The sequence below is a fragment of the Burkholderia sp. PR2 genome, from assembly GCF_052372875.1.
GTDB lineage: Bacteria > Pseudomonadota > Gammaproteobacteria > Burkholderiales > Burkholderiaceae > Burkholderia > Burkholderia diffusa.
The window spans coordinates 1,251,990-1,278,676 of sequence record NZ_JBQRWH010000001.1 but is presented as its reverse complement, the minus strand read 5'-3'; the positions used below and the strand labels follow the sequence as shown (position 1 = coordinate 1,278,676).

Annotated in this window: 19 protein-coding genes; 7 read left to right on the top strand and 12 right to left on the bottom strand. The window is 66.4% G+C overall.

The window, feature by feature from the left end:
• The first annotated feature begins 447 nt into the window (after window positions 1-447).
• Complete coding sequence (locus ACT2FV_RS05550) at window positions 448-2,304, top strand: alpha/beta hydrolase (RefSeq protein WP_444503409.1); 1,857 nt, start codon at window positions 448-450, stop codon at window positions 2,302-2,304.
• 161 nt (window positions 2,305-2,465) lie between these two features.
• Here ACT2FV_RS05550 and ACT2FV_RS05545 read toward each other — a convergent pair whose 3' ends face one another.
• A complete protein-coding gene (locus tag ACT2FV_RS05545) occupies window positions 2,466-2,885 on the bottom strand; it encodes a hypothetical protein (protein WP_444503408.1) in 420 nt (139 codons plus the stop codon).
• 127 nt (window positions 2,886-3,012) lie between these two features.
• Here ACT2FV_RS05545 and ACT2FV_RS05540 point away from each other — a divergent pair, with 127 nt between their 5' ends.
• The 4 genes from ACT2FV_RS05540 to ACT2FV_RS05525 all read left to right on the top strand — a co-directional run bounded on the left by ACT2FV_RS05540 (window position 3,013) and on the right by ACT2FV_RS05525 (window position 9,165).
• Entirely contained in the window at window positions 3,013-4,239 is a 1,227-nt protein-coding gene (locus ACT2FV_RS05540; protein ID WP_444503407.1) for a polysaccharide biosynthesis/export family protein, read from the top strand.
• A 58-nt stretch (window positions 4,240-4,297) separates the two neighbouring features.
• Entirely contained in the window at window positions 4,298-6,571 is a 2,274-nt protein-coding gene (locus ACT2FV_RS05535) for a polysaccharide biosynthesis tyrosine autokinase (RefSeq protein WP_444503406.1), read from the top strand.
• Complete coding sequence (locus tag ACT2FV_RS05530) at window positions 6,568-7,908, top strand: oligosaccharide repeat unit polymerase (RefSeq protein WP_444503405.1); 1,341 nt, start codon at window positions 6,568-6,570, stop codon at window positions 7,906-7,908. Before ACT2FV_RS05535 ends, ACT2FV_RS05530 begins: the two co-directional genes overlap by 4 nt.
• Before the next feature lie 87 nt (window positions 7,909-7,995).
• Window positions 7,996-9,165, top strand: coding sequence for an acyltransferase family protein (locus ACT2FV_RS05525; RefSeq protein ID WP_444503404.1), 1,170 nt, complete (start codon window positions 7,996-7,998; stop codon window positions 9,163-9,165).
• A gap of 140 nt (window positions 9,166-9,305) precedes the next feature.
• Here ACT2FV_RS05525 and ACT2FV_RS05520 read toward each other — a convergent pair whose 3' ends face one another.
• From ACT2FV_RS05520 to ACT2FV_RS05510, 3 genes are all read right to left on the bottom strand, one after another.
• Window positions 9,306-10,385 (bottom strand): glycosyltransferase family 4 protein, encoded by a 1,080-nt coding sequence (locus tag ACT2FV_RS05520; protein ID WP_444503403.1) that lies wholly within the window; start codon window positions 10,383-10,385, stop codon window positions 9,306-9,308.
• Window positions 10,386-10,412: 27 nt separating this feature from the next.
• Entirely contained in the window at window positions 10,413-11,561 is a 1,149-nt protein-coding gene (locus ACT2FV_RS05515) for a glycosyltransferase (protein WP_444503402.1), read from the bottom strand.
• Between the two features lie 459 nt (window positions 11,562-12,020).
• The gene (locus ACT2FV_RS05510) at window positions 12,021-13,070 is read right to left on the bottom strand and encodes a glycosyltransferase family 2 protein (RefSeq protein ID WP_444503401.1); all 1,050 of its coding nucleotides are present in this window, start codon (window positions 13,068-13,070) and stop codon (window positions 12,021-12,023) included.
• A gap of 428 nt (window positions 13,071-13,498) precedes the next feature.
• Here ACT2FV_RS05510 and ACT2FV_RS05505 point away from each other — a divergent pair, with 428 nt between their 5' ends.
• Entirely contained in the window at window positions 13,499-14,788 is a 1,290-nt protein-coding gene (locus ACT2FV_RS05505; RefSeq protein WP_444503400.1) for a right-handed parallel beta-helix repeat-containing protein, read from the top strand.
• Window positions 14,789-14,902: 114 nt separating this feature from the next.
• Here the strand turns inward: ACT2FV_RS05505 and ACT2FV_RS05500 are convergent, their stop codons facing one another.
• The gene (locus tag ACT2FV_RS05500; protein WP_444503399.1) at window positions 14,903-16,477 is read right to left on the bottom strand and encodes a mannose-1-phosphate guanylyltransferase/mannose-6-phosphate isomerase; all 1,575 of its coding nucleotides are present in this window, start codon (window positions 16,475-16,477) and stop codon (window positions 14,903-14,905) included.
• Window positions 16,474-17,058, bottom strand: a complete 585-nt coding sequence (locus ACT2FV_RS05495) for a drug:proton antiporter (protein WP_444503899.1) — start codon at window positions 17,056-17,058, stop codon at window positions 16,474-16,476. The genes ACT2FV_RS05500 and ACT2FV_RS05495 overlap by 4 nt, the downstream gene beginning before the upstream one ends.
• A 1,298-nt stretch (window positions 17,059-18,356) precedes the next feature.
• Between ACT2FV_RS05495 and ACT2FV_RS05490 the strand changes: the two genes are divergently transcribed.
• The gene (locus tag ACT2FV_RS05490) at window positions 18,357-19,748 is read left to right on the top strand and encodes a sigma-54 dependent transcriptional regulator (RefSeq protein WP_059599264.1); all 1,392 of its coding nucleotides are present in this window, start codon (window positions 18,357-18,359) and stop codon (window positions 19,746-19,748) included.
• Window positions 19,749-19,792: 44 nt separating this feature from the next.
• On the opposite strand, the gene ACT2FV_RS05485 is transcribed toward ACT2FV_RS05490, so the two are convergent.
• The 6 genes from ACT2FV_RS05485 to ACT2FV_RS05460 all read right to left on the bottom strand — a co-directional run bounded on the left by ACT2FV_RS05485 (window position 19,793) and on the right by ACT2FV_RS05460 (window position 26,679).
• The gene (locus tag ACT2FV_RS05485) at window positions 19,793-22,267 is read right to left on the bottom strand and encodes a glycoside hydrolase family 2 protein (RefSeq protein ID WP_444503398.1); all 2,475 of its coding nucleotides are present in this window, start codon (window positions 22,265-22,267) and stop codon (window positions 19,793-19,795) included.
• Complete coding sequence (locus tag ACT2FV_RS05480; RefSeq protein ID WP_444503397.1) at window positions 22,264-23,319, bottom strand: DUF1839 family protein; 1,056 nt, start codon at window positions 23,317-23,319, stop codon at window positions 22,264-22,266. Before ACT2FV_RS05480 ends, ACT2FV_RS05485 begins: the two co-directional genes overlap by 4 nt.
• Window positions 23,316-24,287, bottom strand: coding sequence for an amino acid--[acyl-carrier-protein] ligase (locus ACT2FV_RS05475; RefSeq protein WP_059599267.1), 972 nt, complete (start codon window positions 24,285-24,287; stop codon window positions 23,316-23,318). The genes ACT2FV_RS05480 and ACT2FV_RS05475 overlap by 4 nt, the downstream gene beginning before the upstream one ends.
• Window positions 24,284-25,480, bottom strand: a complete 1,197-nt coding sequence (locus ACT2FV_RS05470; protein ID WP_174906652.1) for an acyl-CoA dehydrogenase family protein — start codon at window positions 25,478-25,480, stop codon at window positions 24,284-24,286. The genes ACT2FV_RS05475 and ACT2FV_RS05470 overlap by 4 nt, the downstream gene beginning before the upstream one ends.
• Window positions 25,477-25,728 (bottom strand): acyl carrier protein, encoded by a 252-nt coding sequence (locus ACT2FV_RS05465; protein ID WP_047903457.1) that lies wholly within the window; start codon window positions 25,726-25,728, stop codon window positions 25,477-25,479. Before ACT2FV_RS05465 ends, ACT2FV_RS05470 begins: the two co-directional genes overlap by 4 nt.
• A 168-nt stretch (window positions 25,729-25,896) precedes the next feature.
• On the bottom strand, window positions 25,897-26,679 hold the full coding sequence (locus ACT2FV_RS05460) for a Crp/Fnr family transcriptional regulator (protein ID WP_444503396.1): 783 nt from the start codon (window positions 26,677-26,679) through the stop codon (window positions 25,897-25,899).
• Window positions 26,680-26,687 lie beyond the last annotated feature (8 nt).

The window sequence follows — 26,687 nt, the reverse complement described above, 5'->3', positions numbered from 1 at the left end:
TGCCGGACACGGCCACATCGTATGGCGGTCATGATACGGGCCGAGCGGGACGACTGTGTTCGCGAGCCTACCTTTCGAGGATTCGGTACGCATGGGCGGCGCGAATCGCGACAGCGCGGGCCGCGTTGTATCGCTGCAGTGATGAATGCATTTGTAAGCTGGCGCACCGAAGAACGCTCGGGCCGAGTGCTCTAATCGAACGACTGTTTTGGTTCGTGACGGAAAGGCTTGACGACGACTCGGGCCGGCAACCTGCCGTCCCCGGCAGCGGGACCAGGACAACGCATCGCGAAGGTCGAACAAGTCGCGCAGGGGCGCGGCGAAGGTCCGTTGCCAGAAGGCCGTGCCTGGTAGCGCAGTCACATGATCGTGGAGTGGCCGATTCCGGTGGAGCCGCCGGAATGCGCGTCCGCGTCCGATAAAAAATACCGATCCGAGGAGTACCAATTGAAGCCGATAACGTTCGGCAGCTGCGTGGGGTGGCTGCACGAAGGACAGACGAAACAAGGCGTGATCCTGTGCGAATCGCTGGGTCACGAGGCTTCGTGGACGCACAAGCTCATGCGGGCGATCGCTGAGCGGCTGGCCCACGAGGGCCTCACGGTATTGCGATTCAGCTATCCGTGCACCGGCGACTCGGCGGGCGACGATCGCGACGCCGGTCGGCATGCCGCGAGCATCGCCAGCATTCACGATGCGATCGACCTGCTGCGCGATCAGGCTGGCGTCACCGCGCTGACGCTGGTCGGGATCCGCGCAGGCGCGCTGTTCGCGATGCTGGCCGCCGCGGGTGTCGGCCCGCGCCCGGCGCCGCGCGTCGACGCAGTGGTGGCGCTGGCGCCGGTGGTGCGCGGCCGCACCTATCTCCGCGAGCTGTCGTTCGTGCATCGCCAGTGGCTCGATACCACGTCGCCTGCAATTCGCGTCGCGCATCGCGACGAACCGTGCATGAACGTGCTCGGGCATCGCTTTCCCGCCGATTTCGTCGAGGCGCTGAAGGCGGTCGATCTGTGCGACGTCGTGCGCGACGCGCCGACGTTGCCCGGCGCGATGTTGCTGATCCAGCCCGAGCAGGGCGACGGGCCGGCATTGCGTGAAGCGTTGCTCGAGCGCGGCGTGGACGTGGCGAGCGATCCGTTCCGCGAATGGCCGACGACGATGCAGGACGGCACGCGCTCGCGCTTGCCGCTCGCTGCGATCGACACGCTCGCGAACTGGATCGCCGAACGCGCGCCGGGTAGGCCGACTGGCGTCGAGACTCCGTCGCGAGCGGATCCGACGTGGAATGGCGAATCGGCCGTCGCGCTCGACTTGCACGACATGACCGAGCAGGTCGTCGCGGTCGGTCCGGACCGGCTGGTTGGCGTCCTGTGCCGTCCCGCCGACACGCGGCCGGCGAATCCGGTGGGGCCGGCTGTCGTGATCGCGAACACGTCGACGAATCCGCGCAGCGGCGAAGGGCGCTTCAGCGTGCGCCTCGCGCGCACGCTGGCACGCGCCGGCGTGACGACGCTGCGGATCGATGTGCATGGCGTCGGCGATAGCGGGCCCGCTGCGCTGGACGATCAGTCGGGCGTCGTGTATTCGGCGCAGTCGAGCGACGACGTTGCCGCTGCCGCGGACTGGCTGCGCGCCCTCGGTCACCCGGAGGTCGCCGCGGCCGGCATTTGTTCCGGCGCCTATGCCGCGTTGCATGCGGCCGTGAAGACCCCGTCGCTCGGCGGCGTGATCGCGATCAATCTTGCCCGCTTCGTCTGGCCGGCCGGGCTCTCGCTCGAGTCGGTGCAGAAGCAGCGGAACAACTCGGTGCGCGGCTACTGGCTGTCGGTGCGCGACTGGCAGAAGTGGAAGCGTCTTCTGCGGGAACGGCGCGACCTTCGGCCGATCGTGCGGGCAGTGGCCGCGAATGCGATCGCGCGGGTCAGCGTGCCGGCGAAGGAACTCGCCGCGCGCGTCGGCTGGAAGCCGGGCATCGGCACGCCGCGCGGCGTGATGCACGCGCTTGCGCAGCGCAATGTATGGACGACGCTGGTGTACGGCGCGCTCGATCCCGGCATCGACGATGTCCGGCGGCACTTCGGCGCAATCGAGTGCGCGTTCCGGCGCTCGCGTCACGTGCGTCTGCACCTCGAGCCGCAGGTCGACCATGCGGTGTACGGCGCGGTGGGCACGGACATCGTGATCGACCTGTGCATGCAGGCGCTGGGCCGCGACTCGGCCCGGCCGGTCGCGCGCGTCGCCGATCCGGCCGCACCCGACGCGGCCGCGCGATCGTACGCGAGCGTGTCGGTCGGGCGGTCGTGATGCGTGCTGCGTCGCACGCATCGGGCGCTTCGGGGTGCGATCCCCGTTACCTATGAAGATCGGCGTTCGGTGGGGTCCCTCACAGACGCGCCATTCGCCGTGGTGTCCAATCCCGTATCGGACATCGCCGGTCACGCCGTGGCATGACCGGCCGGGATGCGTCAGTCCGGATCGCCCGGTTGCTCATAGGGCGACTTCGCGTAGGGCGACTCGTACAACCTGTCGCTGCGCCATACGTCGGCGGCGGGTGCGCTGACCACTTGCGGGCGATGCGGCCGCCTCGGCACGAGCGGCCGACGCAGCATGCCACGGGCGCGCGTGTCGGGCTGGACGGCGGCGCTGGCGGCGGGACGCCCGAAGGCGGGCGTCGCGGCCCCGGGGGCGGTTGCAGCGGGATCGGCGGCGTCGCTTGTCGCGGCGGCTTGCGCGGAACGTTGCAGCGGTGCCGGCGGAAGCCCCGCCGACGATGCGAACACCGGCGCGTCGGCCGGGACGGCGGGCAACGTCTGCGCATTGACGGCGCAGGCAATGCCGGCCGAGACGATGCAGACGAGTGACGAAAGCGGCGAAGAGCAGTTCATGACGAATCGTACGGAATGACGTGCGGTGTAGAGGGAGGCGCGGCACCGCGATGCGAGCCGCGCCGGCAAGCGTAATGCCGGAACTCGCCGCGTTCGGCGGGTTACCACACAGTTTTGGAAGGGCACGATGTCAATCACTACGCAACCCGAATCGACGCCAGGGACGCCGCGGCCACGCGTGGCCGGCACCCGTCGCGCACCGTGGCTGTCGCGCATGGCGATCGTGGCGGCCGCGTGCGCGTTGAGCGCATGTGTGCTGTCGCCGGGCATGACGTATCGGGCGCCTGCCGACCGTGACGCGAATGCGCGCGTGAGCGCCGATGCGTCGGGCTCGGGCGGCCTCGACGGCGTGCAGAACGTGTCGAGCGAGGAGCTGATCGAAATCACGCCGGCATTCGTCGCGCAACAGCATGCTGGGCAGCATGCCAATGTCGACGCGGAGATCCATCAGCTGTTCGCCAAGCCGAAGCCGTACGCGATCGGCCCCGGCGACGTGCTCGGCATCGTCGTGTGGGACCACCCCGAATTGAACCTGCCGACGACGCAGACGACGGGCGGCGGCGACGGTGTCGGTGCCAGTTCGGTTGCGACCGGCTACACGGTCGACGCCAACGGCAACGTGCAGTTCGCGTATGCGGGACTCGTGCACGTGGCAGGGTTGACCGAGGCGCAGGCGCGCGCGCTGCTGACGAAGCGGCTCGGCGAATACGTGCGCAAGCCGCAGATCGCGCTGCGCGTGCAGACCTATCGCAGCAAGCGTGTCTATCTCGATGGCGAGGTGCGCACGCCGGGCCTGCAGATCGTCAACGACATGCCGATGACGCTGCCCGAGGCGATCGACCGCGCGGGCGGCTTCACCCCGACGGCCGACCGTTCGCAGGTCTCGGTCACGCGCGGCGACAGGACCGTGAACGTGAGCCTGCCGGCGCTGATCGCCGCGGGCGTCAACCCGTCGAACATCCTGCTGCGCGACGGCGATCTCGTGCGCGTGCGCGCGGCGAGCGACGCGAAGGTGTTCGTGCTCGGCGAGGTGTCGCGGCCCGCGACGCTGACGCTGACCGACGGCCGGATGAGCCTCGGCGAAGCACTCGGCGACACGGGCGGCACGAGCCAGTACACGTCGGACGCGCGCCAGGTGTTCGTCGTGCGTCGCGGACCGGACAACCGTCCGCGGGTGTACCACCTCGACGGCAGTTCGCCTGCGTCGTTCGCGCTGGCCGACCAGTTTCCGCTCGAGCGTCGCGACGTCGTGTTCGTCGATGCGTCGCCGTTGGTGCGCTGGAGCCGCGTCGTCAACCTGCTGATTCCGTCGTCCGCGCAGGGAGCGCTGACGGCCAAGGCGATTTCGCCGTGACACTCGTGACCCATTTCGTCATCGCGACCGCGCGTCGCGCCTACGGGACTGATGCCGTATGACTTCTTCGACCCTGCCCGACCCGCACAGCGGGCCCGCCCTGCGGCCGTCCTACCCGGTGCGCCGCTACTGGGGCATGCTCTACGGCGGCCGGCGCCTGATCCTTTGTACAGCGCTCGCGGGCGCGTTCATCGGCGCCGTGTATGCGCTGTGTGCGGCCCCCGTCTACCGGACCGACATCCTGTTCCAGGTCGAGCAAAGCCCGACCGACTCGAAATCGACGTCGCCGACCGGCGATCCGTCGTCGGTGTTCGACCTGAAGACGGACGCGTCGACCGAGATCGAAGTGCTGAAATCCCGCGCGGTGCTCGATCGCGCGATCGACAGCACCAACCTGGCCGTCGATGCACGGCCGCACTATCTGCCGCTGATCGGCTGGCGGTTCGTGAACGCGGCCGACGGGGTGTCGTCGCCGTTGCCGGGCGGCTACGTGTACGGCGCCGAGCGCATCGACGTGCCGACCTTCGACGTGCCCAAGCGCCTGCTCGGCAAGCGATTCGCACTGACCGTCGGTGACGACGGCGCTTACACGCTGCAACGGACCGGCTGGTTCGGCCGAACCGGCCCGGCATGGCAGGGGCGCATCGGGCAGCCGCTGCATGTCGAGACGGCGCAGGGGCCACTCGACATCTTCGTTCGCGGCGTGGCCGGCAAGCCCGGCGCACGCTTCGACCTGACGCGCTACAGCGACGAGGAGGCGACGGCCTGGCTGCAGAAGAACGCGTTGATCTCGGAGCGCGGCAAGCAGTCGAACATGGTCGGCGTGACGCTCGACGGCACCGATCCCGTGCACGACAGCCGTGTGCTGAACGCGATCGGCGACGCGTACCTCGCGCAGAACACGCAGCGCAAGTCCGAGGCGGCCGACAAGCTGATCCGCTTCATGGACGCCCAGTTGCCGCAGCTCAAGGCGCAGCTCGAAAAGGCGGAAAGCCGCTTCAACGCATTCCGGGCCTCGCACGGGACGGTCAATACGAGCGACGAGGCGCTGGCGTTGCGCCAGCAGTCGGTCGACATCGAGACGCGCGTGCAGACGCTGCAGCAGCGGCGCGAGGAATTGCTGACGCGCTTCATGCCGAAGCATCCGGCCGTGGTGGCCGTCGATGCCCAGCTCTCCGACGCGCAGCGTTCGCTCGACACGACGCGCAAGCAGATTCAGCAACTGCCTGCCGTCGAACAGGGCGTGCTGCAGCTGCAGCGCGATGTGGCCGTCGACACCGCGCTGTACACGAACCTGCTCAATACGCGCCAGCAGATGATCCTCGCGCGGGCCAGCAAGACCGGCACCGTGCGGATCGTCGATACGGCGAAGGTCGCCGAGCAGCCGATCGGCCCGCATCGCGGGGTCGCCGTGATCGCCCTGCTGCTGGTGGGCCTGCTGGCAGGCGCGGCGATCGTGGTCGTCCGGCAGCGGATCGTCGGCACGATCGGCGATGCCGAGGAAATCGAATGGACGACGGGGCTGCCCGTGTTCGCGACCGTGCCGCACAGCCCGGTCGCGGCGCAAGCGGAGTTGCGCCCGAAGGCCGGACGGCGCGGCGCGCGCGCGCCGGTTCCGCCGGTTGCCGTGCAGGACGCGGCGCTCGAAAGCCTGCGCAATTTCCGCGCGGCGCTGCAGCTGTCGATGCCGGACGCGTCGAATCCCGTCGTGCTGATCTCCGGGCCGACGACGGGTGTCGGCAAGTCGTTCGTCGCCGCGAATATCGCGTCGCTAGTCGGCGCGGCGAAGCGACGCGTCCTGCTGATCGATGCCGACCTGCGCAAGGGATCGCTGCACGAGCGGTTCCGCTACAGCCGCGCACCGGGCCTGTCCGACGTGGTGGCAGGCACCCACAGTCTCGACGAGGCGATCAAGCGCGGCGTCGTGCCGGGTCTCGATTTCATCGCGATGGGCAGCGTCGTGCCCGATCCGGGCGAACTGCTGCTGCAGCCCGCGCTCGCCGAACTGATCGAGCAGCTCGCATCGCGCTACGACATGGTCGTGATCGACGGACCGCCGTTGCTGCCGGTGGCCGATGCGCTGGTGCTCGGCCGCCTCGCGGGAACCGTGTTCCTCGTCGCGCGCAGCGGCGTGACTACGCTCGCCGAGCTCGACGAAAGCGCGCGACGGCTCGAACACGCGCATATCGACGTGCGCGGCGTGGTCCTGAACGATTACAAGGGCGCGCCGGGACGGTACGACTACGGCTATACGGATACGAACACGCATCAGGCCGCGTCCGGGTATGCGGGGGTGATCGCGCCGCGGCAACGGGTGGAACGGGTGTCATGAACCGGCGAGCGGGCGGCGCAGGGGGCGGGCCGCGACAGCGCCCCGCGACGATGCGCAGGATGGCGCGCGTGCGCGATGCCGCGGGCGGCTATACGGGCTATTGGTGGGAAGATCCGGCGCGCCTCGTGCTGATGTTCATCCTGCCGTTGTACGGATTGCTGTCGCTCAGCCTGCTGGGAGATCAGAAGTCGATCGCGCGGATCTACTTCGACGGCTACTACACGTTCGTCGGCGCGCTGTTCCTGATGGTGGTGATGGCAGCGGCATGGCTCGCGACGACCGAAGCGCGCACGCGACGAGGGCCGCCGCCTGCCGCCGTCGAACTGTCGCCTCGCGTGCTCGATTTCGTGTTCGCTCTTGCGTTGTTCGGCTATGCCTTGTTGCTGAGCGGCATCGTCACGCATCCTGCACTGCTGGTCGCGTTCGTCCGGGGTGAAGCGAATGCATACGACATGCTTGATCTGAAAGGGCGAATCACGGGCCTCAGCACGTTCACGCAGGCGACCGCACCGTACGTTGTCCTGTATTTCTATGTGTTCAGGAAACCGGTAAAGGGACTGAATCGCTACAAGATCTACTTTGCCGTGCTTGCAGTGCTGACGCTGCTGCGCAGCTTCATCTTCGCCGAGCGGCTCGCGCTGATCGAAATGGTGATGCCGCTTGCGCTCATGGTCGTGCGATTCCGGCTCGGCGGCCGGTATTCGCGGTTGTTGACGTTCGGCCCGTATGCGGCGATCCCGCTGCTGTTTGGGCTGTTCATCGCGAACGAGTACAACCGGTCGTGGGAAGCCTATTACGTCAACATCTACGACAACCTGTTCGATTTCGCGCTCGAACGGCTCGGTCTGTATTACTCGACGTCGTTGAACAACGGCGCGGGAATACTGAGTGTGCTGGGCTGGGACCAGGGCCACCCGATGTTCACGTTCGACTGGTTGCTGCGCTTCCCCGTCATCGGCGCGACGTTGCAGCCCTGGCTCGACTCGGGAGACAGCATCAACCTGTTCCTGAACGGCTACGCCGATCCGGAGTTCAATAATCCGTCGGGGATTTTCGTTCACTTCTACGAGTGGGGCTGGTTCGGTTTGCTCGACGCACTCGTGCTCGGGTGGGTGGTCGGCCGCAGTTATGCGGGCTGGCGGAGCGGGAACGGGTTCTGGTGCTGCGCACACGCGGTGCTGTTCGTGTCGGTCATGGAAATCATGCGGACCCCGAACCTGTTCAGCGGACGGAATTTCGTGCCGGTCGTACTGCTGATCGCCGTATTCCACTGGTTCGCCAAGGCTCGGGCACGCGAGAATCGCGCCGCGGACATCGATCCAGTGTTGTCGCGATAACAGCAAGGGTCGTGCGGTACGGGGCATGCGACCACTTTGTAGATTGCCGGGTCCCAAAACCAATATTTCCCGGAGCCACCACTTTTCATGGCTATTCACAAGCAGAAGTTTGAAATTCTGGACGGGTTGCGCGGCATTGCGGCAATCAGCGTGATGTTCATGCATTTCCTTCAGGATCTGCCGATTCCGATACTGCAGAGCGCGTATCTTTCGGTGGACGTTTTTTTCATGCTGAGTGGATTCATCCTGACGCAGGCTTACGGCGAAAGATTGCGTCAGGAATCGTGGTGGGGCGAGTATTTGAAGCGACGAGTGATACGCCTGTATCCAATGATATGCATCGGGCTCACGATCGGACTCGTGAGCCTCGTCGTCATGCGTATCCACTCGTCGGCGGCGTTTTCGTTCGGTAACCTGGCCGCAGCTTCCGGGCAGAACTATTTTCTCGTTCCGTATCTCGGTCGTTTCTCCGTGTCGGGCTTCGTCGGCGCGGCGAATCACGGCTTGCCGGCAGTCGATGACCCAGGGGTGTTTCCTCTGAATCCGCCTGCATGGTCGCTGTTCTTCGAGCTGTTCGCGAGTGTCGTCCTGATCGCGGCGTTCAGGATGAATGCGCGGAATCTGCTGCGACTGGCGTATGCATGTCTCGGCGCTTTCGTCGTGTATGGGTGGCTCGTGGGCCTCGACAACGACAAGCTGACCGTCATCCTGAATCAGGGTTGGTCTGCCGATAACTTCATCGGCGGATTCTTCAGGGTCGGCTACGGGTTCCTGCTGGGCATTGCGATCGGGAAGATGCACGACGCCGGTCTCCCGGTCAGGCCGCACTGGTTTGTCGCCGGGCTCATCAGGAACGACTACATGCTGTTTGTCGCTTTCCTGCTGATGGTCGTGTTTCCGACGTCGATCAAGGGAATCTACGCGCTTGCCGTGCTGATGTTTATCGCGCCTGCGCTGGTTTATCGGGGCGCCATGCTGGCTCCGAGCGGCAAGGTGATTGCACGTATCAGTGCATTCCTCGGCTGGATATCGTACCCGCTCTATTGCGTGCATTATCCGATCGGAAGGCTGGTGTTCGCGTATGCCCCGCATGGCGACATCCACGTCGTCAGAACGGCGATTCTTGCCGCGGGCGTTTCGATCGTCGCCGCTGCCGTCCTCGCGAAATTCGTCGAGGAGCCGATCAGGTCGTATCTCGGCAAGCGCCTGTTCGGTAATCGACGGGCTGCGACCGGCAGCACGGTCAACGTTGCGTAACTGCGCCGATTTGCCGAGCATGCCGGCCACCGGTGGCGCGACTGCGTGAAACCATGAGTCTCGGCCGGGGCGCCGGGCAGCGCATGAGGGCAGGGCGTGTCGATCCGTTCCTTTCCCGATGACCACACGCCGCGATCGCCCTACAGTGAATCGAAGATCTCCTTCATCATCTCGGCACTTCGGCTCCAGCGATATTTTTCCGCGTGCAGGCTTCCTTTACGTTTGAGCTCGGCCCTGAGCTCAGCGGAATCGAGCAGGCTCCGCAACTTCTGCGCGATATCGTCCTGCGAATACGGATCGCAGTACAGCGCCGCATCGGCACAGACTTCCGGCAGTGCGGCCGATTGACCGACGACCGCCGGACAGCCATATCGCATCGCCTCGAGCGGCGGTATGCCGAAGCCTTCGTAGATCGACGGGTAAAGGAAGCACGCCGCGTTCTGGTATAGCGCCTTCAGTTGCTCGTCGCTGATGTAGCCCACGTACTTGATGTTCGGTTCGGCCGCCGAGAGATGATCCTGCTTGCCGAACACGGTGGTGTTTTGCATACCGACGATCACGAGATCGACGGACGGATCGTTGATCTGCCGGAACGCCGCGATCAGCCGGCCGAAGTTCTTGGTAGGGTTCATGCTGCTGACCGCGAGCACGAACCGGTCCGGCGTCAGCGCGTGCTTGTCGAGCACGCTCGTGTCCGGTTCCAGGGCATCGAGATGGTCCGCACCAAGTGGCACGACGCTGATCTTGTCGGCGGAAACGCCGCAGTGATGCGCGAGGCGATCCCGCGAGAAACTGGAGTTGGTCAGCACGCAAACGGAGGTTCGCGCGAGAATCCAGAACATGATCCGGTACCACATGCGAAACGGCCGGGAGAAATGCGCGGGCGTGTCGAACACCGCCGCGTCGTGCATGTAGATGATCTGGTTGCCGATGAAAATGGATGCCGAATTGCTGAGATTGACGATGCAGCCGCGGCGCGCGAACAACGGGAGAACCAGTTGCTCCCAGACCACGCCCTTGTAAAACCCCACCTTGACCGTCTTCGCGCCGCTTATCTCGACGCTGGGCTGCGGCGGCACCAGCACGGTCACCGGCTCCTGCGGCTGAAACTTGATCAGTGCGGCGATCAGTTCGCGCGCGACGCGTTGCACGCCGGTTGTTTTCTGCGTCGTGAATCGTCCGTTGTATACGAGTTGCTTCGATTTCTTGAAAGCGGTCATGTCGATAAGGGAATGTCGAAATCGGAATCAGGCTTTGACGTGATCCGGTACAACCGGCTTGAAGTCGCGCGTGTCGACACGCGGCTCGTCGGTGTCGAGTCCGTAAAGGCCGTGCCACTGACGGAAGATCGCGTTCATCGAAAATCGCTGAATCGCCCGCTGCCGGGCAGCCGCACCCATTTCCTCGCGAAGCTGCCGGTCGTCGCGGAGCAGGCGCAGATATGCGGTCATCTCGTCGGCGTTCGACGCGACGTAGCCGGTCACGCCGTGAATCACCACGTCGCGATTGCCCACGACGTCCGTCACCACGGCCGGTATGCCGGCGACCTGCGCTTCGATCAGCGCGACCGGCATGCCTTCCCAGCGGGAAGTCTGGACGTAGATGTCCAGTTCCGATGTCAGCGCGAGCGCACGAGCGCGAGTTACCCAGCCGCTGCAGACGACGGCCCGGCGCTGGACGGGATCCGGAATCTCGGCGGCGTCGCCGCCGATCCAGAGAAACTCGACGTCCGCGCCATGCAGCGCGTCGGCGAGGCGTACGAATGCTTCATGATTCTTCTGGAACGACGCCCGACCGCTCATCCCGATGACGACTTTGTGATCGTCGCGCGTTCGACGCGGTGGAATCTCCGCCGCATTCACGCCGTTTTCCACCAGGACCGCCGACTTCGCCCGGACCTTTTCCCTGATCTCGGTGAGTTCGCTGCCCGAGCACGCGACGATGGTTCCGCCGATATGCGCCGCGATGCGTTCGAAGTTCAGGTAGGCGTACTGCTTCATGCGCGATACGTCGCGGCGCAGGAACGAGAGTCCGTGCGGCGAGTAGAGGACCCTCGCATCCGGGGCGGCGATCCGGGCGGCGACTCGCCCCAGCACGCCGGCCTTCGACGAGTGCAGATGAATCGCGGTCGGCTTGCAGTCGCGCAGGTTACGGACCAGCGAACGCAAGCTCCGCAGGTCCTGTTTGATGCTCACCTCGCGCGCCATGTCGACGTACGTGAGCTTCACGTCGGGCAGGAACAGCGTTGAAAAATCGGTCGGGGTTTCCGGTCGGATCGAATGCAGCACCGTCACTTCGACACCGGTTGCCGCGGCATGGTTCGCGAGATGGGTCAGCATCGACAGCACGCCGCCGCCAAATGCCTCGGCAATATGAACGATCTTTTCTTTGGTCATCTTCGGGTCTAGCGATCCGATCGCACATTCATCGCCCATCGTGACGATGAGCAGCCTGAAAATCGTGCGGTCTCGGTGTCCGGTTCGTTAAACTATGCATTCCTGATTGATAAATGCATGGCAGTCTTGGCCATTGGATCCTGCTGTCGCGGTCGCATGTGTGAGCTGGCGAGGCGGCCCGGTGATTCCAGCCGATGCAATATCGGGTAGACGTTGCCGGCGCGCACCGAACACGATGCAGCACGAAGCATCCATGTCGCGTTCTACGTGGCGGCTAGATTCCTCGGAATATCGGAAGCCGGCGTTCGACTACGACGACTGGAGACGAGAACGCGGCGAAATCCGGTCAGTGCGCGTGAATCCACTGGTCCGGATCATTGTGCAGCGCATGCGCGACCCACTGGGTGCGATGGCTTACCGAAGGCACGATTCGGCGCCGGAAGCGCGGGTCCCGCGCTGCTATCGAGCGTCGGCGCGACGACCGGATGACTTGCGCACGCGTGCGAGAGGGTTGGAGATGTAGCGAATCGCGCGGTTGCTGAGCGTTGCTGACGGCAGCAGGCATGCGAGTGACAACCCGGCGACGGCCACCTTCTTGGCAGGACCCCAGAACGGATTGCGGAGCACGGTTTGCCAGTAGCGCCCGGATTCGCACAGGAACCAGCGCCAGCGTCGCACGAGCGGCGCGCGATATAGGGTGCTGGCGAAGCGGGCCTTTTCGATCGCGAAGTCGAGCGGCGCGATCGGTAACGCCTCGTGCAGCCGCGTGCCGGCGATCATGCGCAGCGTCGACCACCGGCGTTCAGCCTTCTGCGCGCCTGTCGCGGCGTCTTCCGAATTGGTGAGGGCAAGGGCTGGCGTGCCGTCGGCCGGGCGCGTATCCGGCTGCTGATGCACGCGATAGCCGCCGAGCGTTGCATCGATCATGTGCACGTTGCCGAGCAACGCGATACCGTAGATCGCGTAGAAGTCGGCGCCATGCAGGTTGTCCGGGGTGACGGGCACCGGAAAGATGCGCTTGAGCGCATCGACCCGATATGCGTTGCCCGATGCTGGCGGCGACGGGTACAGCCAGCCCGCGCGCAGCAGGCGGCCGCAATCGGTGTCGACGGCTGACTGCGGCACGCTCGCCCCGGTCATCGCACCGTCCCGTGCGATCACGTCGAGCCGGAAATGCACCTTCACGAAGTCGCCGGACGCGAACGCTGCGAGCACGCGGATCGCGGCGTCGTCATAGAGCAGGTCGTCCGCGTCGAGCAGAATGACGTAGCGCGTCGTGACGTGCTCGAGCGCGCGGTTGTATGCGGCGACCTGACCGCGATTCTCCTGAAACACCGCCGTCACGCGCTCGCCGTACGAGCGAATGATGTCGCACGAATCGTCGGTGGAACCGTCGTCGACAACCAGCACGCGTACATCGTGCGCGGTCTGTGCGAGCGCCGAATCGATCGCGTCGCGCAGGTACGCGCCATGATTGTAGTTGCAGATTGCGATGGTCAGGTCGGTCATGAACGGGTGCTGAACGAGCGAAGGGCGGGCGATCCGGGTGCGGCGCGCGTGGTGCTCTCCCGGGCGCACTGCACGTCGGGACCACGACGCCGGATCGGGTGCGGCCGGTGCCTTTGGGCGATGCCGTAGCACGGTCGCGTCGCGTGATAGCCATGATACGCGTCGTCGATCGGCAGTCGGTTCGCGAGCCTACCGTTCTGCGATTCGCTTCAAGGGAAGTGCGATGGTCAACGGCACGCGAGATCGCGCCGCGAGAGCAGGGTGCATTGGTCTGTTGACGCACCGAAACCCGGCTGTTTCGAATGGTCTAATCGAACGTATCTTATCGCCCGCTTTTGGCGGTATCACGGGCAGGCAACCAGGCCGGCATGCCGTGTTCGGGGGCGCCAGCCGACGCGCACGAAGTCATTCGAGGGAGCAGATTCGATATGCGTAGATCGCAAAGCCCGTTTCTCGCATGCGCGGCGATCGCCGGCATGTGCATTGCAGGCGGCCCTGCGTGGCCGGGTAGTGCCGTGGCGGCAGTCGGTACGCCCGCACCGGGCGCGCTTCATGCGAACGTACCGGATGCGTACGTTCGTCCCGCCGCGGACGCGGGGGATCAGACCGACACGCTGCAACGTGCGCTGGACGCGTTGCAGCCGGGCCAGCGACTGATATTCGCGCCGGGGCGGTACGTGATCGGCCGCTCGCTGGTCGTGCGGCAGCCGAATGTGGTGTTGTCGGGCTACGGCGCGACGCTGATCGCGACAACTCCCGACGACCAGACGATCGAGATGCGCGGCGACGGTACGACACTCGTCGGCTTCCGGCTCGCGGGAACCGGCACGACGCGGCTCACGACGCCCGCGTCGACGAAGGTCGAGGTAACGGGGCGCGGCGTGCAGGTCCTCGACAACGTGGTCGACGGCGGCGCCGGCGCCGGCATCTTCGTGTTCGGCGGCGCGGACGTCGCGATCGTCGGCAACGAGGTGCTGTCGACGCTGGCGGACGGCATTCACATGACGCACGGCTCGCACAACGTGCTCGTGCAAGGCAACGTCGTGCGCGGCACCGGCGACGACATGATCGCCGTGGTGAGTTACCTGGCGGAAGGCGTGCTGACGCGCAACGTGCTGATTACCGGCAACTCGCTGGAGGGCAATCCGTGGGGCCGGGGCATCACGGTGGTCGGCGGTGCGAACGTCACCATCTCGAACAACATCGTGCGCAACGTGCAGGTGAGCTCGGGGATTCTCGTCGCGCAGGAAGACAGCAACCGCACCGCCGGCTCGTCCGACATCCGCATCGAGCGCAACTCGATCGCGGATATCCAGACCGCGACGGGGCGGCCCGATCCGCGCCCGATCACACAGCAGGCGGCGATCGAGGTCAGCACGTGGTCGGGTTCGGTGTCGCGCGTGACCGTGATCGGCAACCGCGTATCGCACGCGCGATTCGACGGCATTCGTCTGTGGGGAAACGTGTCCGGCGTACGTATTGCGGACAACCAACTGTCAGAGATCGGCGGAATGCCGGTCCGGATCGACCCTGCGCACGATTGCGCGGCCGGCCGGCCGACGACGGCATCGGGAGGGCGAGCGAAGGGCACGCCGTGTGCGGCCGCGCTTCAGTCACTGTCGGCCGCGAGTGACGCGGTCGGCGCGGATACGTCGTTGTTGCCGCGCGTGCGCGAGTCCGTCCGGCAGGCGCGCTGGTCGCAAGGCGGAATCGACTGATAGTGCGTCGCGTGGGACGCCGGTTTGCGGCGGCACGCGGAGAACGGACCGCCGTCGCTTGATCGCGCGGCGGCGCCCGTCATCGTCGAGCGCGCCGCCGCGATCGGCACGCGCCTACCGGATGACGCCGCGTTCCGCGACTTCCTCGTCCGGTTCGCGCGAGGCGAGCGACGCGCGCTGCGGCGCGGTCTCGACAACCGGCCGCCCATACAGATCGTCGAACCGCACGATATCGTCTTCGCCGAGATAGTCGCCCGACTGCACCTCGATGATCTCGAGCGGAATCCGGCCGGGATTCTCGAGACGGTGGACCTCGCCGACGGCGATGTAGGTCGATTCGTTCTCGCTGAGCAGAAAGGTTTCGTCGCCGCGCGTGACCTTCGCGGTACCGCGCACGACGATCCAGTGCTCGGCACGGTGATAGTGCATCTGCAGCGACAGCCGCTTGCCGGGCTCGACGACGATCCGCTTCACCTGGAACCGCTCGCCGAGATCGATCGAATCGTAGTGTCCCCACGGCCGCTGCACCTTGCGGTGTTCGCTTGCCTGCGGGCGCTGCTCGGTCTTCAGGCGCGCGACGATGTTCTTCACGCGCTGCACGTCGTGCTTGTTCGCGACGAGCACCGCATCGGGCGTCTCGATCACGACGACGTCCTTCATCCCGACGCACGCGATCAGCCGGCCTTCCGAGCGCACGAAACTGTCCTGCGTATCCTCGAACACGATCGGGCCGCGCGCGACGTTGCCCTGATCGTCCTTCGGCATGATTTCCCAGATCGCATCCCAGGTGCCGACGTCCGACCAGCCCGCGGAAAGCGGGACCACGATGCCTTCGATGCCGAGTTCGGGGCTCTGCGCGAGGCGTTCCATGACCGCATAGTCGATCGAGTCGGACGGACAGGCGTCGAAAGCCGCCGCGTCGATTCGGAAGAACGGGTCCTCGGCGGTGCCAGCGCGCCATGCCGCGTCGCAGGCCGCATGGATGTCGGGTGCGAGCGCGCCGATCGCCTTCAGCCAGATCGATGCGCGCGTGATGAAAATTCCGCTGTTCCACCAATAATCGCCCGAATGCAGGTAGCGTTCGGCGAGGGCGGCGTTCGGTTTCTCGACGAACCGCCCGATTGCATGGCCGCCTTGTCCGCCGAGGCGCCCGGCGCGCGGTTCGCCGACCTGGATGTACCCGTAGCCGGTTTCCGCGCGGCGCGGCAGCACGCCGAGGGTGACGATCGCGCCTTCCTGTGCGTAGCGCGCCGCGCGTCCGATCGTTTCCTGGAATGCGGCGACGTCCCCGATCACATGATCGGCCGGCATGACCACGAGGATGGGGTCGTCCGCAAGCGCGCTGGCGTCGAGCGCCGCGAGCGTCAGCGCAGGTGCCGTGTTGCGCGCGGCCGGTTCGAGCAGGATACGGGGAGGCGCCGCGCGCCCGAGCACCTGAGCGGCGCTCATGATGCGATGCTGTTCACCGCATACCAGCAGCAGCGTGTCGCCGAGTGCCGCGTTCGCGATGCCGTTCAGGCGGCGCGCGGTCGACGACAGCGGCGATTCGTTCGAGGTCAGCTCGATCAACTGCTTCGGATACTGCTCTCGCGACAACGGCCAGAGGCGCGTGCCCGAACCGCCGGCGAGAATGACGGGCAGGATGCAGGGCAGCTCCGGTTCGGGAACCGGGCGAAGGGTGGCGCTCATCGATTGACTCCGGTATCGGCGGACAGCCGGTTGTGTGCGCAGCCGTCGACGCGCGCGTCCTCGTCTCGCGATCGCGGCGCGGAGAGGCTCCGCGACAGGAGCTGGCGCAGCGCGCCGGCGGCGCGGCCTGCCGGCCGGACGAGACCGACGAACGGCGCACCCTGTTCCAGATAGGGGCCGTAAGCCTTGCGGAATCCGAAACGCTTGTAGAAAGCCTGGCGCTGTGCGGGCACGTGCGTGCGCACGGACACGTCGGGCCATGCTGCTTGCGCGGCCGTGAGCGCGCGCTGCATCAGTTGCTCGAGGGTGCGGTCGTCGCGACATGCCTCGCTCGTCAGTACCTTGTCGATCACGACGTCCGGATCCGCGTCGTCGCCGGGGAGCACGCGCGCGTAGGCGACGACTTCCGTCGTGTCGCCCCTGTGCATGCACGCGAACACGTGCAGCGCATGCGCATCCTTGCCGTCGATGTCGAGATGCGTGTACGCGTCCTCGACCACCAGCACCGCGTTTCGCGAGCGCAGGATTGCGTAGAGATCGATGGCGCTCAGATGTTCGAATTCACAACAATGCCATTCCATGATGCCGTCCTCGTGTGAAGCCTTCAGCACGCCGGGCCGCATCAACGCGTTCGTTGCGTGCGACCCAACGATATCCATGATGCGGATGCGGCGCGCGGCGGTCTGTTCGAAAGCGTACTCACGCTCCCGTTACTCCTGTTTCGCGGGGCCGATGCCGGCTGCGCAAGGCGTGCCGTGATCGGGGCAATGTGCGGTAGCACACGGTGGCCGTATGGCGGTTTTCCCATAATTGACGCATCGCGACGGCCCGCTGCGAAATGCGTAGCGAGGTCGTCCGCATCGAACGAGATTGAAGGACCGGGGGCCTTGCTTGAAGATTGAGATCGTTCATGGCGGTCAGGTCGCGCATCGCGATCGGCTGTCGCTCGCACACCACCGTCTACCGCATCGCCGATTTCCTCGCGGTGCGCGCATCCTTCATCTGGCCGCGATCATTTCGCCCTGCCGGCCAACACGCGCATACTTGCCATTCCGCGCTGCCCGACTCTTTTGGCGCTCGGCGCGGGCTTGCGCCAGCGCCGAGCCTGTCGCATTGGCATGCCGGCAACGACCGGAGATGGCGCGACAGGCATGGACGTCATGCTGCATCGCGACAGGAGACGGACGATCCGGCCGGCCGCTTCGTTACGATGTTGTAACGGGCGCGCCCGGTTCACCCGCGTTCGATGTGTCACACCGGTGTCGCGCTGGACGCGCGATTACCGACGCACGAAACATGTTGTCCGGACTTTTTGTGCGATTCAGGCGAGAATCGCGGGCAATGGGAGGCACCGATCTTGCAGAAAAGTGGGATTTGCCACTGATTGACAGGAATGGTCGTAGATAATCAAATCTGAGTCGCTAAATGCGCGCCGCGACGGCGGAGCGGCAGCGTAATGGCCTGAATTGTTATTTATCTTTTGGTAACAAGGCCATCTCGATACGGGGTGTAAATTCAGGAGCAGATGAAATGAGGTCACCATTCCGGAAGCGGGTTGGCGGCCATCCGGTTCAGCATCGGGCGCGACTGTCGTGTACGACGCGACGCAAATGCGGACGAAATTTCCGTTTGCCGACGTGCTCCGCCTGACGGCGCGTCGCATGAAAGCCGGAACGCCTCGGCTCCCGTGGCCGCGCGTTCCCTTCGAGTTCGATGACAACGAGGCCGGATAACATCCGGCTCGACCTCCGGGGGCTCTCGCCTTGTGCAGTTTCGATCTTCGCCAAAGCTGCGGAAACGCAGTAGGGACAGGCGGCCATGCGCCGCCGACCGCAGCGCACGCGAACGATTCGCGGAGTGGAGAAAGTGATGGTTCGTTATGAATATGCCAATAGCGCGCGATAACAGCGCAGGCGGGGGGAGGACTACCGTGCAGCGTCCTCTGATTTACTGGACCCAGTCGCCGTCCGTCATGCTGCGCAAGGAGCTTGCTCGGCGCGACTGGAAAGTGACGGTCGTTGCACACGCAAACGAATTGCGCGACACCTCCGGCGAAATCACCTGCGGCATCCTCGACCTGAGCGGCGGCCACGCCGACGCGATCGGCAGCATCGCGTCGACTTGCGCGTCGATGCGCGATGTCGTATGGGTCGCGCTCGTCGAAACCGGCCAGACGGCCTCGCCGAACGTGCGCGCACTGTTGCGCGACTATTGCTTCGACTACATCACGTTACCCGCGTCGCACCAGAGAATCGCCGATACGGTCGGCCATGCGTACGGAATGGAATGCCTGTTCGCGCGCGATCGCGAAGCCCTCGAATCGCGGGAGCACGGCATCGTCGGCACCTGTAGCGCGATGCTGCGGCTGTTCGATACGGTGCGGCGCTTCGCGCGCACCGACGCACCGGTGTTCGTGTTCGGCGAAACGGGAACCGGCAAGGAGCTGACGGCCGTCGCGATCCATCGTCATTCGGAACGGCGCAACGGCCCGTTCGTCGCGGTCAACTGCGGTGCGATCCCGCCCCACCTGCTGCAATCGGAACTGTTCGGCTACGAGCGCGGCGCGTTTACCGGCGCGAACGCACGCAGGATCGGCTACGTCGAGGCCGCGAACGGCGGCACGCTGCTGCTCGACGAAATCGGCGACCTGCCGCACGAGAGCCAGGCGAGCCTGCTGCGCTTCCTGCAGGAGGGCGCGATTCATCGCCTCGGCGGCAGCGATCCGGTGCCGGTCGACGTGCGGATCGTCTCCGCGACCCACGTCGACCTGCGCGAAGCGATGGAAGAAGGGCGTTTCCGCGCGGACTTGTTCCACCGTCTGTGCGTGATGCGCATCGATCAGCCGCCGCTGCGTGCGCGCGGCAAGGACATCGAGCTGCTCGCCCATCACATGCTGGAACGCTTTCGTGGCGACGCGCGCCATCGTGTGCGCGGCTTCTCGACGGATGCGATCACGGCGCTCTACAAGCACGACTGGCCGGGCAATGTCCGCGAACTGATCAACCGCGTGCGGCGCGCGGTCGTGATGACGGAAGGGCGCCTGATCACCGCGCAGGACCTCGAGCTCGAATACTGTCTCGACGCCGCCTCGCCGTCCGTTGCCGATATCCGCAAGTCGATCGAACGTGAAGCGATCGAATCCGCGCTGCTGCGCACGCGCGGACGCGTCGCCGCTTCCGCGCGCGAGCTCGGTGTGTCGCGTGCAACACTCTATCGCTGGATGGAAGCGTACGGAATCGAGCGGCCGCGCGGCACGGGATCGTCGGACTGACGTGTGCGGCGCGGCCGTGCGACCGTGTGTGCGGTCCGGTCGCGTCAGCCGGCCAACGCGGCGCGCACGGTTCGTGCGGCGTTGACCGCGCGGATCTCGACGGTCGGTGGCGCGCCGGCGGCCGGATGGTCGCCGGCGTTATCCTGCGGCACGAGCGCGACGCGTGCCGGCGTGCCGGGCGCGAGATCGAACCAGTCGTCGCGCGGCACGAAGCCCGGTGCGTCGATCTGCACGTGACGCGCGACGTGGCGCGTGTCGATGTCGACGTGCCATGTGTCGCCGGTGCGCGACACGCATGCCTCGATGCCGGGTTCGCGGCGGGCGAATACGGCCGGGTGCGTGCGGGACGGGAAGTAGAAGGCCTGCGACAGAAGCGTGCCGTCCTCGGCGCGCAGCGTCGCGACGACGGTATCGTGCTCGCACGGACCGAAGCGATACGCGTAGGTCCAGTCGAAGAAGCGACCGAGCAATTCGGCCGAATCGAGCCGCACCGTGCCGTGCGCGGCGATCCGGAGCGGCCCGCCGGCCCGCGCGACCGGCGTGCGGCCGTCGCGCAGCGCGACCAGCTCGACGGCTGCCGACAGCGGCGCCGGCCGCTCGTTGATCACGTGCACGTCGAGCCCGTTCAGCCCTTCGTCGACGAGCAGGACCTGCACCGGTTGAAGTACCTGGCGCAGCGCATACCATGCCGATTTCGGCCGATGCGTCGCATCGAGCAAGCCCCATCCGGCGCCCGCCATCACGTCCTGGAACTGCCAGACGAGCGCACCCGCGCAGCGTGAGCCGGTGCGCCGCCATTCCGAGAACGTGTCCCGCATCAGGTCCGCGATTACCGCGCGCGACAGCTCGAAGTAACGCGACGGGTCCTCGCGCCGCAGGCGGTCGGGTGCCACGTCGTACAACGTCTGCAGATAGTGATCGCGAATATCGTCGAAATCCCACGACGTGCCGGGATCGCGCGGCACGGCCGCTTTCCAGCGCGGCTCGTGTACGCCCGGCCAGCCGAGGCTTGCGAGCATCGCATTGCACGGCACGTTCGCGAACGCGAGGCATTCGCTTGCGAAGCGCACGTCGGCGCGACGCGCGTCGTCGAGCGGGCGAAGGTACGCGCCGACGCCATAGTAGTGCGATACGCGTTCGCGCGGCATGAACGGCAGCACGCCGCCGTCGGGCGAGTCGGGGACGTAAAGCGCGTCGGGCCGTCGCTTCGCCACATGGCCGGCGAGGCGCTCGGCGGTCAGTTCGAGGAAGCGCTGCCTCGGCCCGAGCCCCGACATCGCGGCCTGCTGCGCGATCTCGCTGCCGCCGCACAGCACCGCGAGCGATGGCGACGCACGGTGGCGCGTGAGGAACTGTTCGACTTCGCGATCGACGGCGTCCGCGAACGCGTGATCGTCGAGCGCGTAGTCGAAGTTCGCGAACATGAAGTCATGCCAGACCAGCAGTCCGAGCCGGTCGCACCACGCGTGGAATGCGTCGGCCTCGTACGCCATCGTTCCGCCGACGCGAATCATGTTGAAGCCTGCGTCGCGCGCGTGTCCGAGCAGCCGGCCATAGGTTGCGTCGTCCGCGTGCAGTGCGAGCGGCGCAGCGCTGCTCCAGCAAGCACCGCGCGCGAACACGCGTACGCCGTTCACGCGCACGCCGAACCCTTTGCCGTCGTCGCCCGCGTCCTGCTCGATCGTGCGAAAGCCTGTCGCGCCGAGCGATCGTCGGTCGGCGCCGATGTGTAATGCGACGTCATAGAGCACCGGTTCGCCGTGCGTGTGCGGCCACCAGCGGCGCACGTTCGGCACCGCGACGCTCGCGTGCAGGCGGCTGACGCCGCTGCGCTCGAGTGTCGCGTGGTGCTCGCCGCACGACAGCCGGGCCGTGAACGCCTCGGGCAGCGGTCGGGCGAACGCGAGTTCCGCGTCGAGCCAGCCGGTGTCGCCGTCGATGCGCGCATGCAGGTCGCAATGAACGAGAACGGGGCCGTCGGCCGGATCGAGGACGTCGACGGGCCGCCACGGTCCGGTCGGCACGCAGCGCGGAAACCAGCCCGGCATGTGCCCGAGCAGCGACGTGCGAACGGCGCGCAGCGTCGCCGGGTCGACCAGGCGCGTGCGCCAGCGTGCACGCCGCGGTGCGCGCACGTCGCGCAGGTGCGGCGCAAGGGCGCGGAAGCAGACGGTCAGCCGATGCGTGCCGTCGAGCGACACGGGCACGTCGTGCGCGACGAACATGCTGTCCGAGCGCAGGACCGGCGTGTCGTCGAGCCATGCTTCGGCGAGTGTCGCGAGGCCGTGAAAGCGCAACACGCGCGGCCCTTGCCCATGCAGTTCGACGCGATACCAGTGGTCGCGCTCGTCGAGCGACGCCGTGTCGTCGGGCCGTCCGGCCAGCGCGAGCGCTTGCGCGACCGTGCCGGGGACGGGGGCGGCGACCCAGCCGTCGGCGGGAAGATCGAGCGGCCCGCGCGCGGCGCCCGCGGCCGTGGCGAGCATCGACCACGCGAGCGCGGCTGGAGCGCGCATCACCGCATCAGCGGCACGGGGGCCGCGTCGCCGCGAACGGGTGCCGCGTGCTGAAGCGGCGGGGTGATCTGCCGCGCGCAGTCGATCAGGTCGGCGTAAGCCGCTTCGATCGCTTCGAGCGTCGCGTCGCCGCGCTCTTCCTTGCCGCGCGCGCAGGCCCGCGCCAGCCGGAACTCAAGCACCATCGCCTCGGACGCGATGCGGTCGCAGGCGATGCGAACCTCGGCGAACGGTCCGACGCAGCCACTTGCCTGCAGCCAGCGCGCGTAGTGGCCGAACAGTTCGAAGTTCGCGCCGAGTTGCCGCACCGAATTGAACGAGTACGCGTGGAACCGTTCGAGCGGAGAGACGGCGAGTGATTTCGCATCGATCTGCAACTGGCGCCGGAACATCGTGACCGGATTGACGACCGGCAGGCGGCGCAGATGGCGCTGCAGCGACGCGAGCGAGGCTTCGCACAGTGCGCGCTCGTCAAGCGGCGCGAAACGCCGCTTCGCGCACTCGACGTAAGGCGGCAGCGGCATCGGCGAACCGCCGCCGACGAGGCCGTCGTAGTCGATATCCTCGGCCACGTAATAGCCGCTGTTGTGGAAGTAGCCGATCTGGCGGCGCGTGCGATCGATCGCGTCGATACCGATCGTCGTCTTCGTATGCTGCGTGCGGTAGCTGCTGCCGCGCGTGTCCGGCAGGAACCACGCGTCGACTTCGACGATCATCAGGTGACCGCGCGCGACCTGCGTCTCGATGTGCTGGTCGAGCGGCTCGTAGATGGAGTGTTCCTGCACGACGATTCCGTAAAGCCGCTCCAGTTCGTCGTGCGGAAACTTGAAGAACGTGAACTGGTCGCCCTCGAAATCGAGTGCGATCGTAAACGGCAGCGCCGCGTAGGGATTGAGGCCCCACCACCGGAGCGCCTCGAGCCACATGTCGACGTAGCAGTTGGTCTGCTTCCAGACCATCTCCTGACTGTGCAGCGGGTGCGGCCGGTAGTGGCGTGCGCGGTGGCGCACGTCCTCGAACGACGCATCCTCGCCGTCGCGGGACACGAATTTCATCGCGTACCCCACAGCACGTCGCGAACGTCGGCAGGCCATGCGTCGATGTCGAAACCATGATGACGGAACAGCGCGAGCGTCAGCCGCTCGAGGCCGAAGCCGACACAGCCCGTGTGCGCGACGTCACCCGTTGCAGTGCGGATGTCCCACAGCAACCCGAAGTGATCCATGTGGTAGTTGAAGCTCAGGCACGCGGTCTGGCGATCGTCGTGCTCGATCGGGATCAGAAGCTCGAACTTCAGGTTCTGCTCCCGCTGGCTGTTCGCGACGATCTTGCCGCCGCGCCCGAAGAACGGATCGTTCGCGAGATCGATCGCGTTCGGCAGCCGCAGCGCCTCGATCATCCGCGTGCCGCGCTCCATCCACGTCGCGCGGAACGCGACGATCTGCTCGGGCGTGCCGATCTGCACGTATTCACGCATCCGGAACAACTGCATGCGGGTCGGGTCGAGCGACGGCTCGTGGCGGAAGCAATACGAAAACACGTCGACGATGCGGCCGTGGTCAGGCAGTGCACCCGCGCGCGCGACGACCGGATAGACCGGGTAGCAGGCGGCCGGCGTCATCACGACGTAAGTCGGCTTCTGGCTTTCGGTCCAGTCCTCGCCGCGGTCGAGGCACTGCAGCACGCGCTGGTGACGCTGTTCGTCGCCGCAGAACGCGTGCACGCTGCCCGCGAGTTGCGGGAAGCTCTTCATGTATTCGCTGCGCTCGAATTCGGTGCGGCTCATCGCCGGCGGGAAGCGCAACACTTCGGCCTGCTGGTCGGCGCCGAGGCGCGTGACGAAGGCGTCGAGCGCCTCGACGACGCGCTCGAACCGTTCGCTGCGGCCGAACAGGCCCTGGATGCCGGTCGACACGAGCAGGCCCGCATCGATCAGCTCGTCGCGCAGCGGATTGACGCCCGCGCGGTCGAGCGGCGCGTCGGACGGGGTGGCGGCGGAGGGCACGGACAGGCGGTCGTTCACGAATGGATCTCCAGCGTCGCGGGACGCAATGCGAGCAGCAAGCTCGCGGTATTGGCGGCAATGCGGTCGTTGCTGATCATCAGCGGCGCCGCGTGCAGGTCGCGCAGATGGCGGCCGATGCTGAACGGCGTGCCGTGCTTGTAGCCGGCCATCCCGCAGATCATCATTGCCTGCTGTGCGACTTCGAGCGCGGTCGACGACACATAAGTCTTCAGCGTGTTGATCTCGGCAGCCCAGGCCATGCCGGCCGACCACGAGCGGGGCGACGCGCTGGCATAGAGGCGCAGTACGTTGTCGACGCGGGCCTGCATCGCCTGCATCAGCGCAAGCGATTCGGCGATGCGCCGCGACGCGGGCGACGGCGCGCCGTCAGTCTGGCGCGCCTGCGCGCGGAAGAACTGATGCGCGCGATGGAACGCATCGCCGGCCACGCCGATCCACACCGCCGCCCACAGGATGTGCGAAACCGGCACCATCGTCTGTTCGGCGATCTGCGCGAACGGCACGGGCAGGCATTGCTCGGTCGCGCCGTGTGCGTCGAGCACGAAGCCGTTGCTGCACGTTCCGCGCATGCCGAGCGTGTCCCATTCGCCGCGGCGCGTGAGCGTATAGCCGTCGCGCAGCAGGGTAACGAGCACCTGGTCGGACGCCGGCGCGTCGGCGTCGCGCCGCGCGGTCGCGAGGATACCGTCCGCATAGTCGCCGTACGAGATCGTCGGCGCGGACTTGTGCAGCCGGAATTCGCCGCCGTTGGTCGCGAGCGCGCACTGGCTCGCGCGCAGGTTGCCGCCGACGCCGTCTTCCGACGTCGCCGACGCGAGCAGCCACTGATGGCGCACGAGCTGCTGCAGGAACAGCTTGTGCCAGCCCTGGTCGGCAGCGTGATTGACGATGCAGGCGACCTGGATCTGATGCATCGCAAACACCATCGCCGACGATGCGCAGGCCTGGCCGAGGATCGAGCATGCCGATGCGATATCGGCCAGCGATGCGCCGGCGCCGCCGAGCTGGGCCGGGACCATTGCGCTCAGCAGGCGGCGCGCGCGCATGGCCTCGATCGCTTCGACAGGGCAGCGCGCGTCGCGATCGACCGCATCCGCGTGCTGGGCGGCGATTTGCGCGACCGCGTGCGCGGCCTCGTCGAGCCGGCGCGCATCGTCGTCGGCCGCGAGTTCGGGAAGCAGCGCGCTCATGCGGAATGCTCGGAGCGTTGCAGCGTAGCGATCGTGTCCGCGAGCGCGTCGATGCTGCGGAACAGATTGCGGTTCAGCATCTCGTCGGGAATCTCGATGTTGAACTGCTTCTCGATCGCGAGCATCAACTGGATCGTGTCGAGCGAGGAGAGGCCCGCTTCGTAGAGGTCGTCCCCGTCACCGATCGAATCGATCGCAGCTTCGAGGTGGGCAACGTGCTTGAGGATGGTTCTGATTTCGTTTTTCACGTGCTGCTCCGGCGTGTGTGATGTCGTCCGCACGGTCGGACGCGCGCAGCGCGCTGACATCCCCCCGGCAGTCCGGCATCAGTAGACCATTCGCAAGCACGGCGTTCTGTACGCCACCCTACAATCGGCTGACTCGGATCGCACGCGTGCGCCGAAACGGCGTGCGCATCACGCGCGTGCCGCAGCGGTCACGCTCGAGTCGGCCGACAGGATGCGCTTCATCTCGTCGCGCACGATCGCGCGGCAGCCGCACGACATTTTCTCGAGGCCCGCAAGATCGGCAAGCTCGATCGAGCTCCGGTACTGTCGAATCAGGCCGAGTTTCTGAATCTCGCCGGCTGCGTCCGTGACCGTCTCGCGACGCACGCCGAGCATCTGCGCGAGCATGCTGTGGGTGACCTGGATCTCGATGCTGCGCGACCGGTCGTAGGCAAGCAGGAACCATCTGCATAACTGATGTTTGAGCACGTGATGACGGCTGCAGAACGTGATCTGCGATACCTGGGCCATCAGCAGCCGCACGCAGACAAACACCAGGTGGCGAATCACCGGCGACGCATCGAAAGCGGCGGTGAAGATGCGTCGGTCCAGCCGGTAGACGAAGCCGTCGCGGCATGCGACGGCACGGCACGGCATCCGGCCGCTGCCGCCGATCACGTCGTCGCATACGACACTCTCGCTGCCGATCTCGGCAACTTCCAGCGTCATGCCGCCGGACGAAACGTACTGCAGCGAAATCGCCGTCGTGACGGGCAGGTAAACCGCGGTGAGCGTTTCGCCGGGCTCGCACAGCACCTGGCCCGATTTCAGGTGAACGAGCTGAAGATTGGCAATCAGCGTGGCGCGTTCCTCGCGGTCGAGGGCCGCGAGGAACCGGTTGGCGTCGAAGCTGTGGGAGAGCTCGATCATGCCGTTCGCGTGGGCGACGGCGTCATTGGCCTGGTGGGTCACGGCGCATC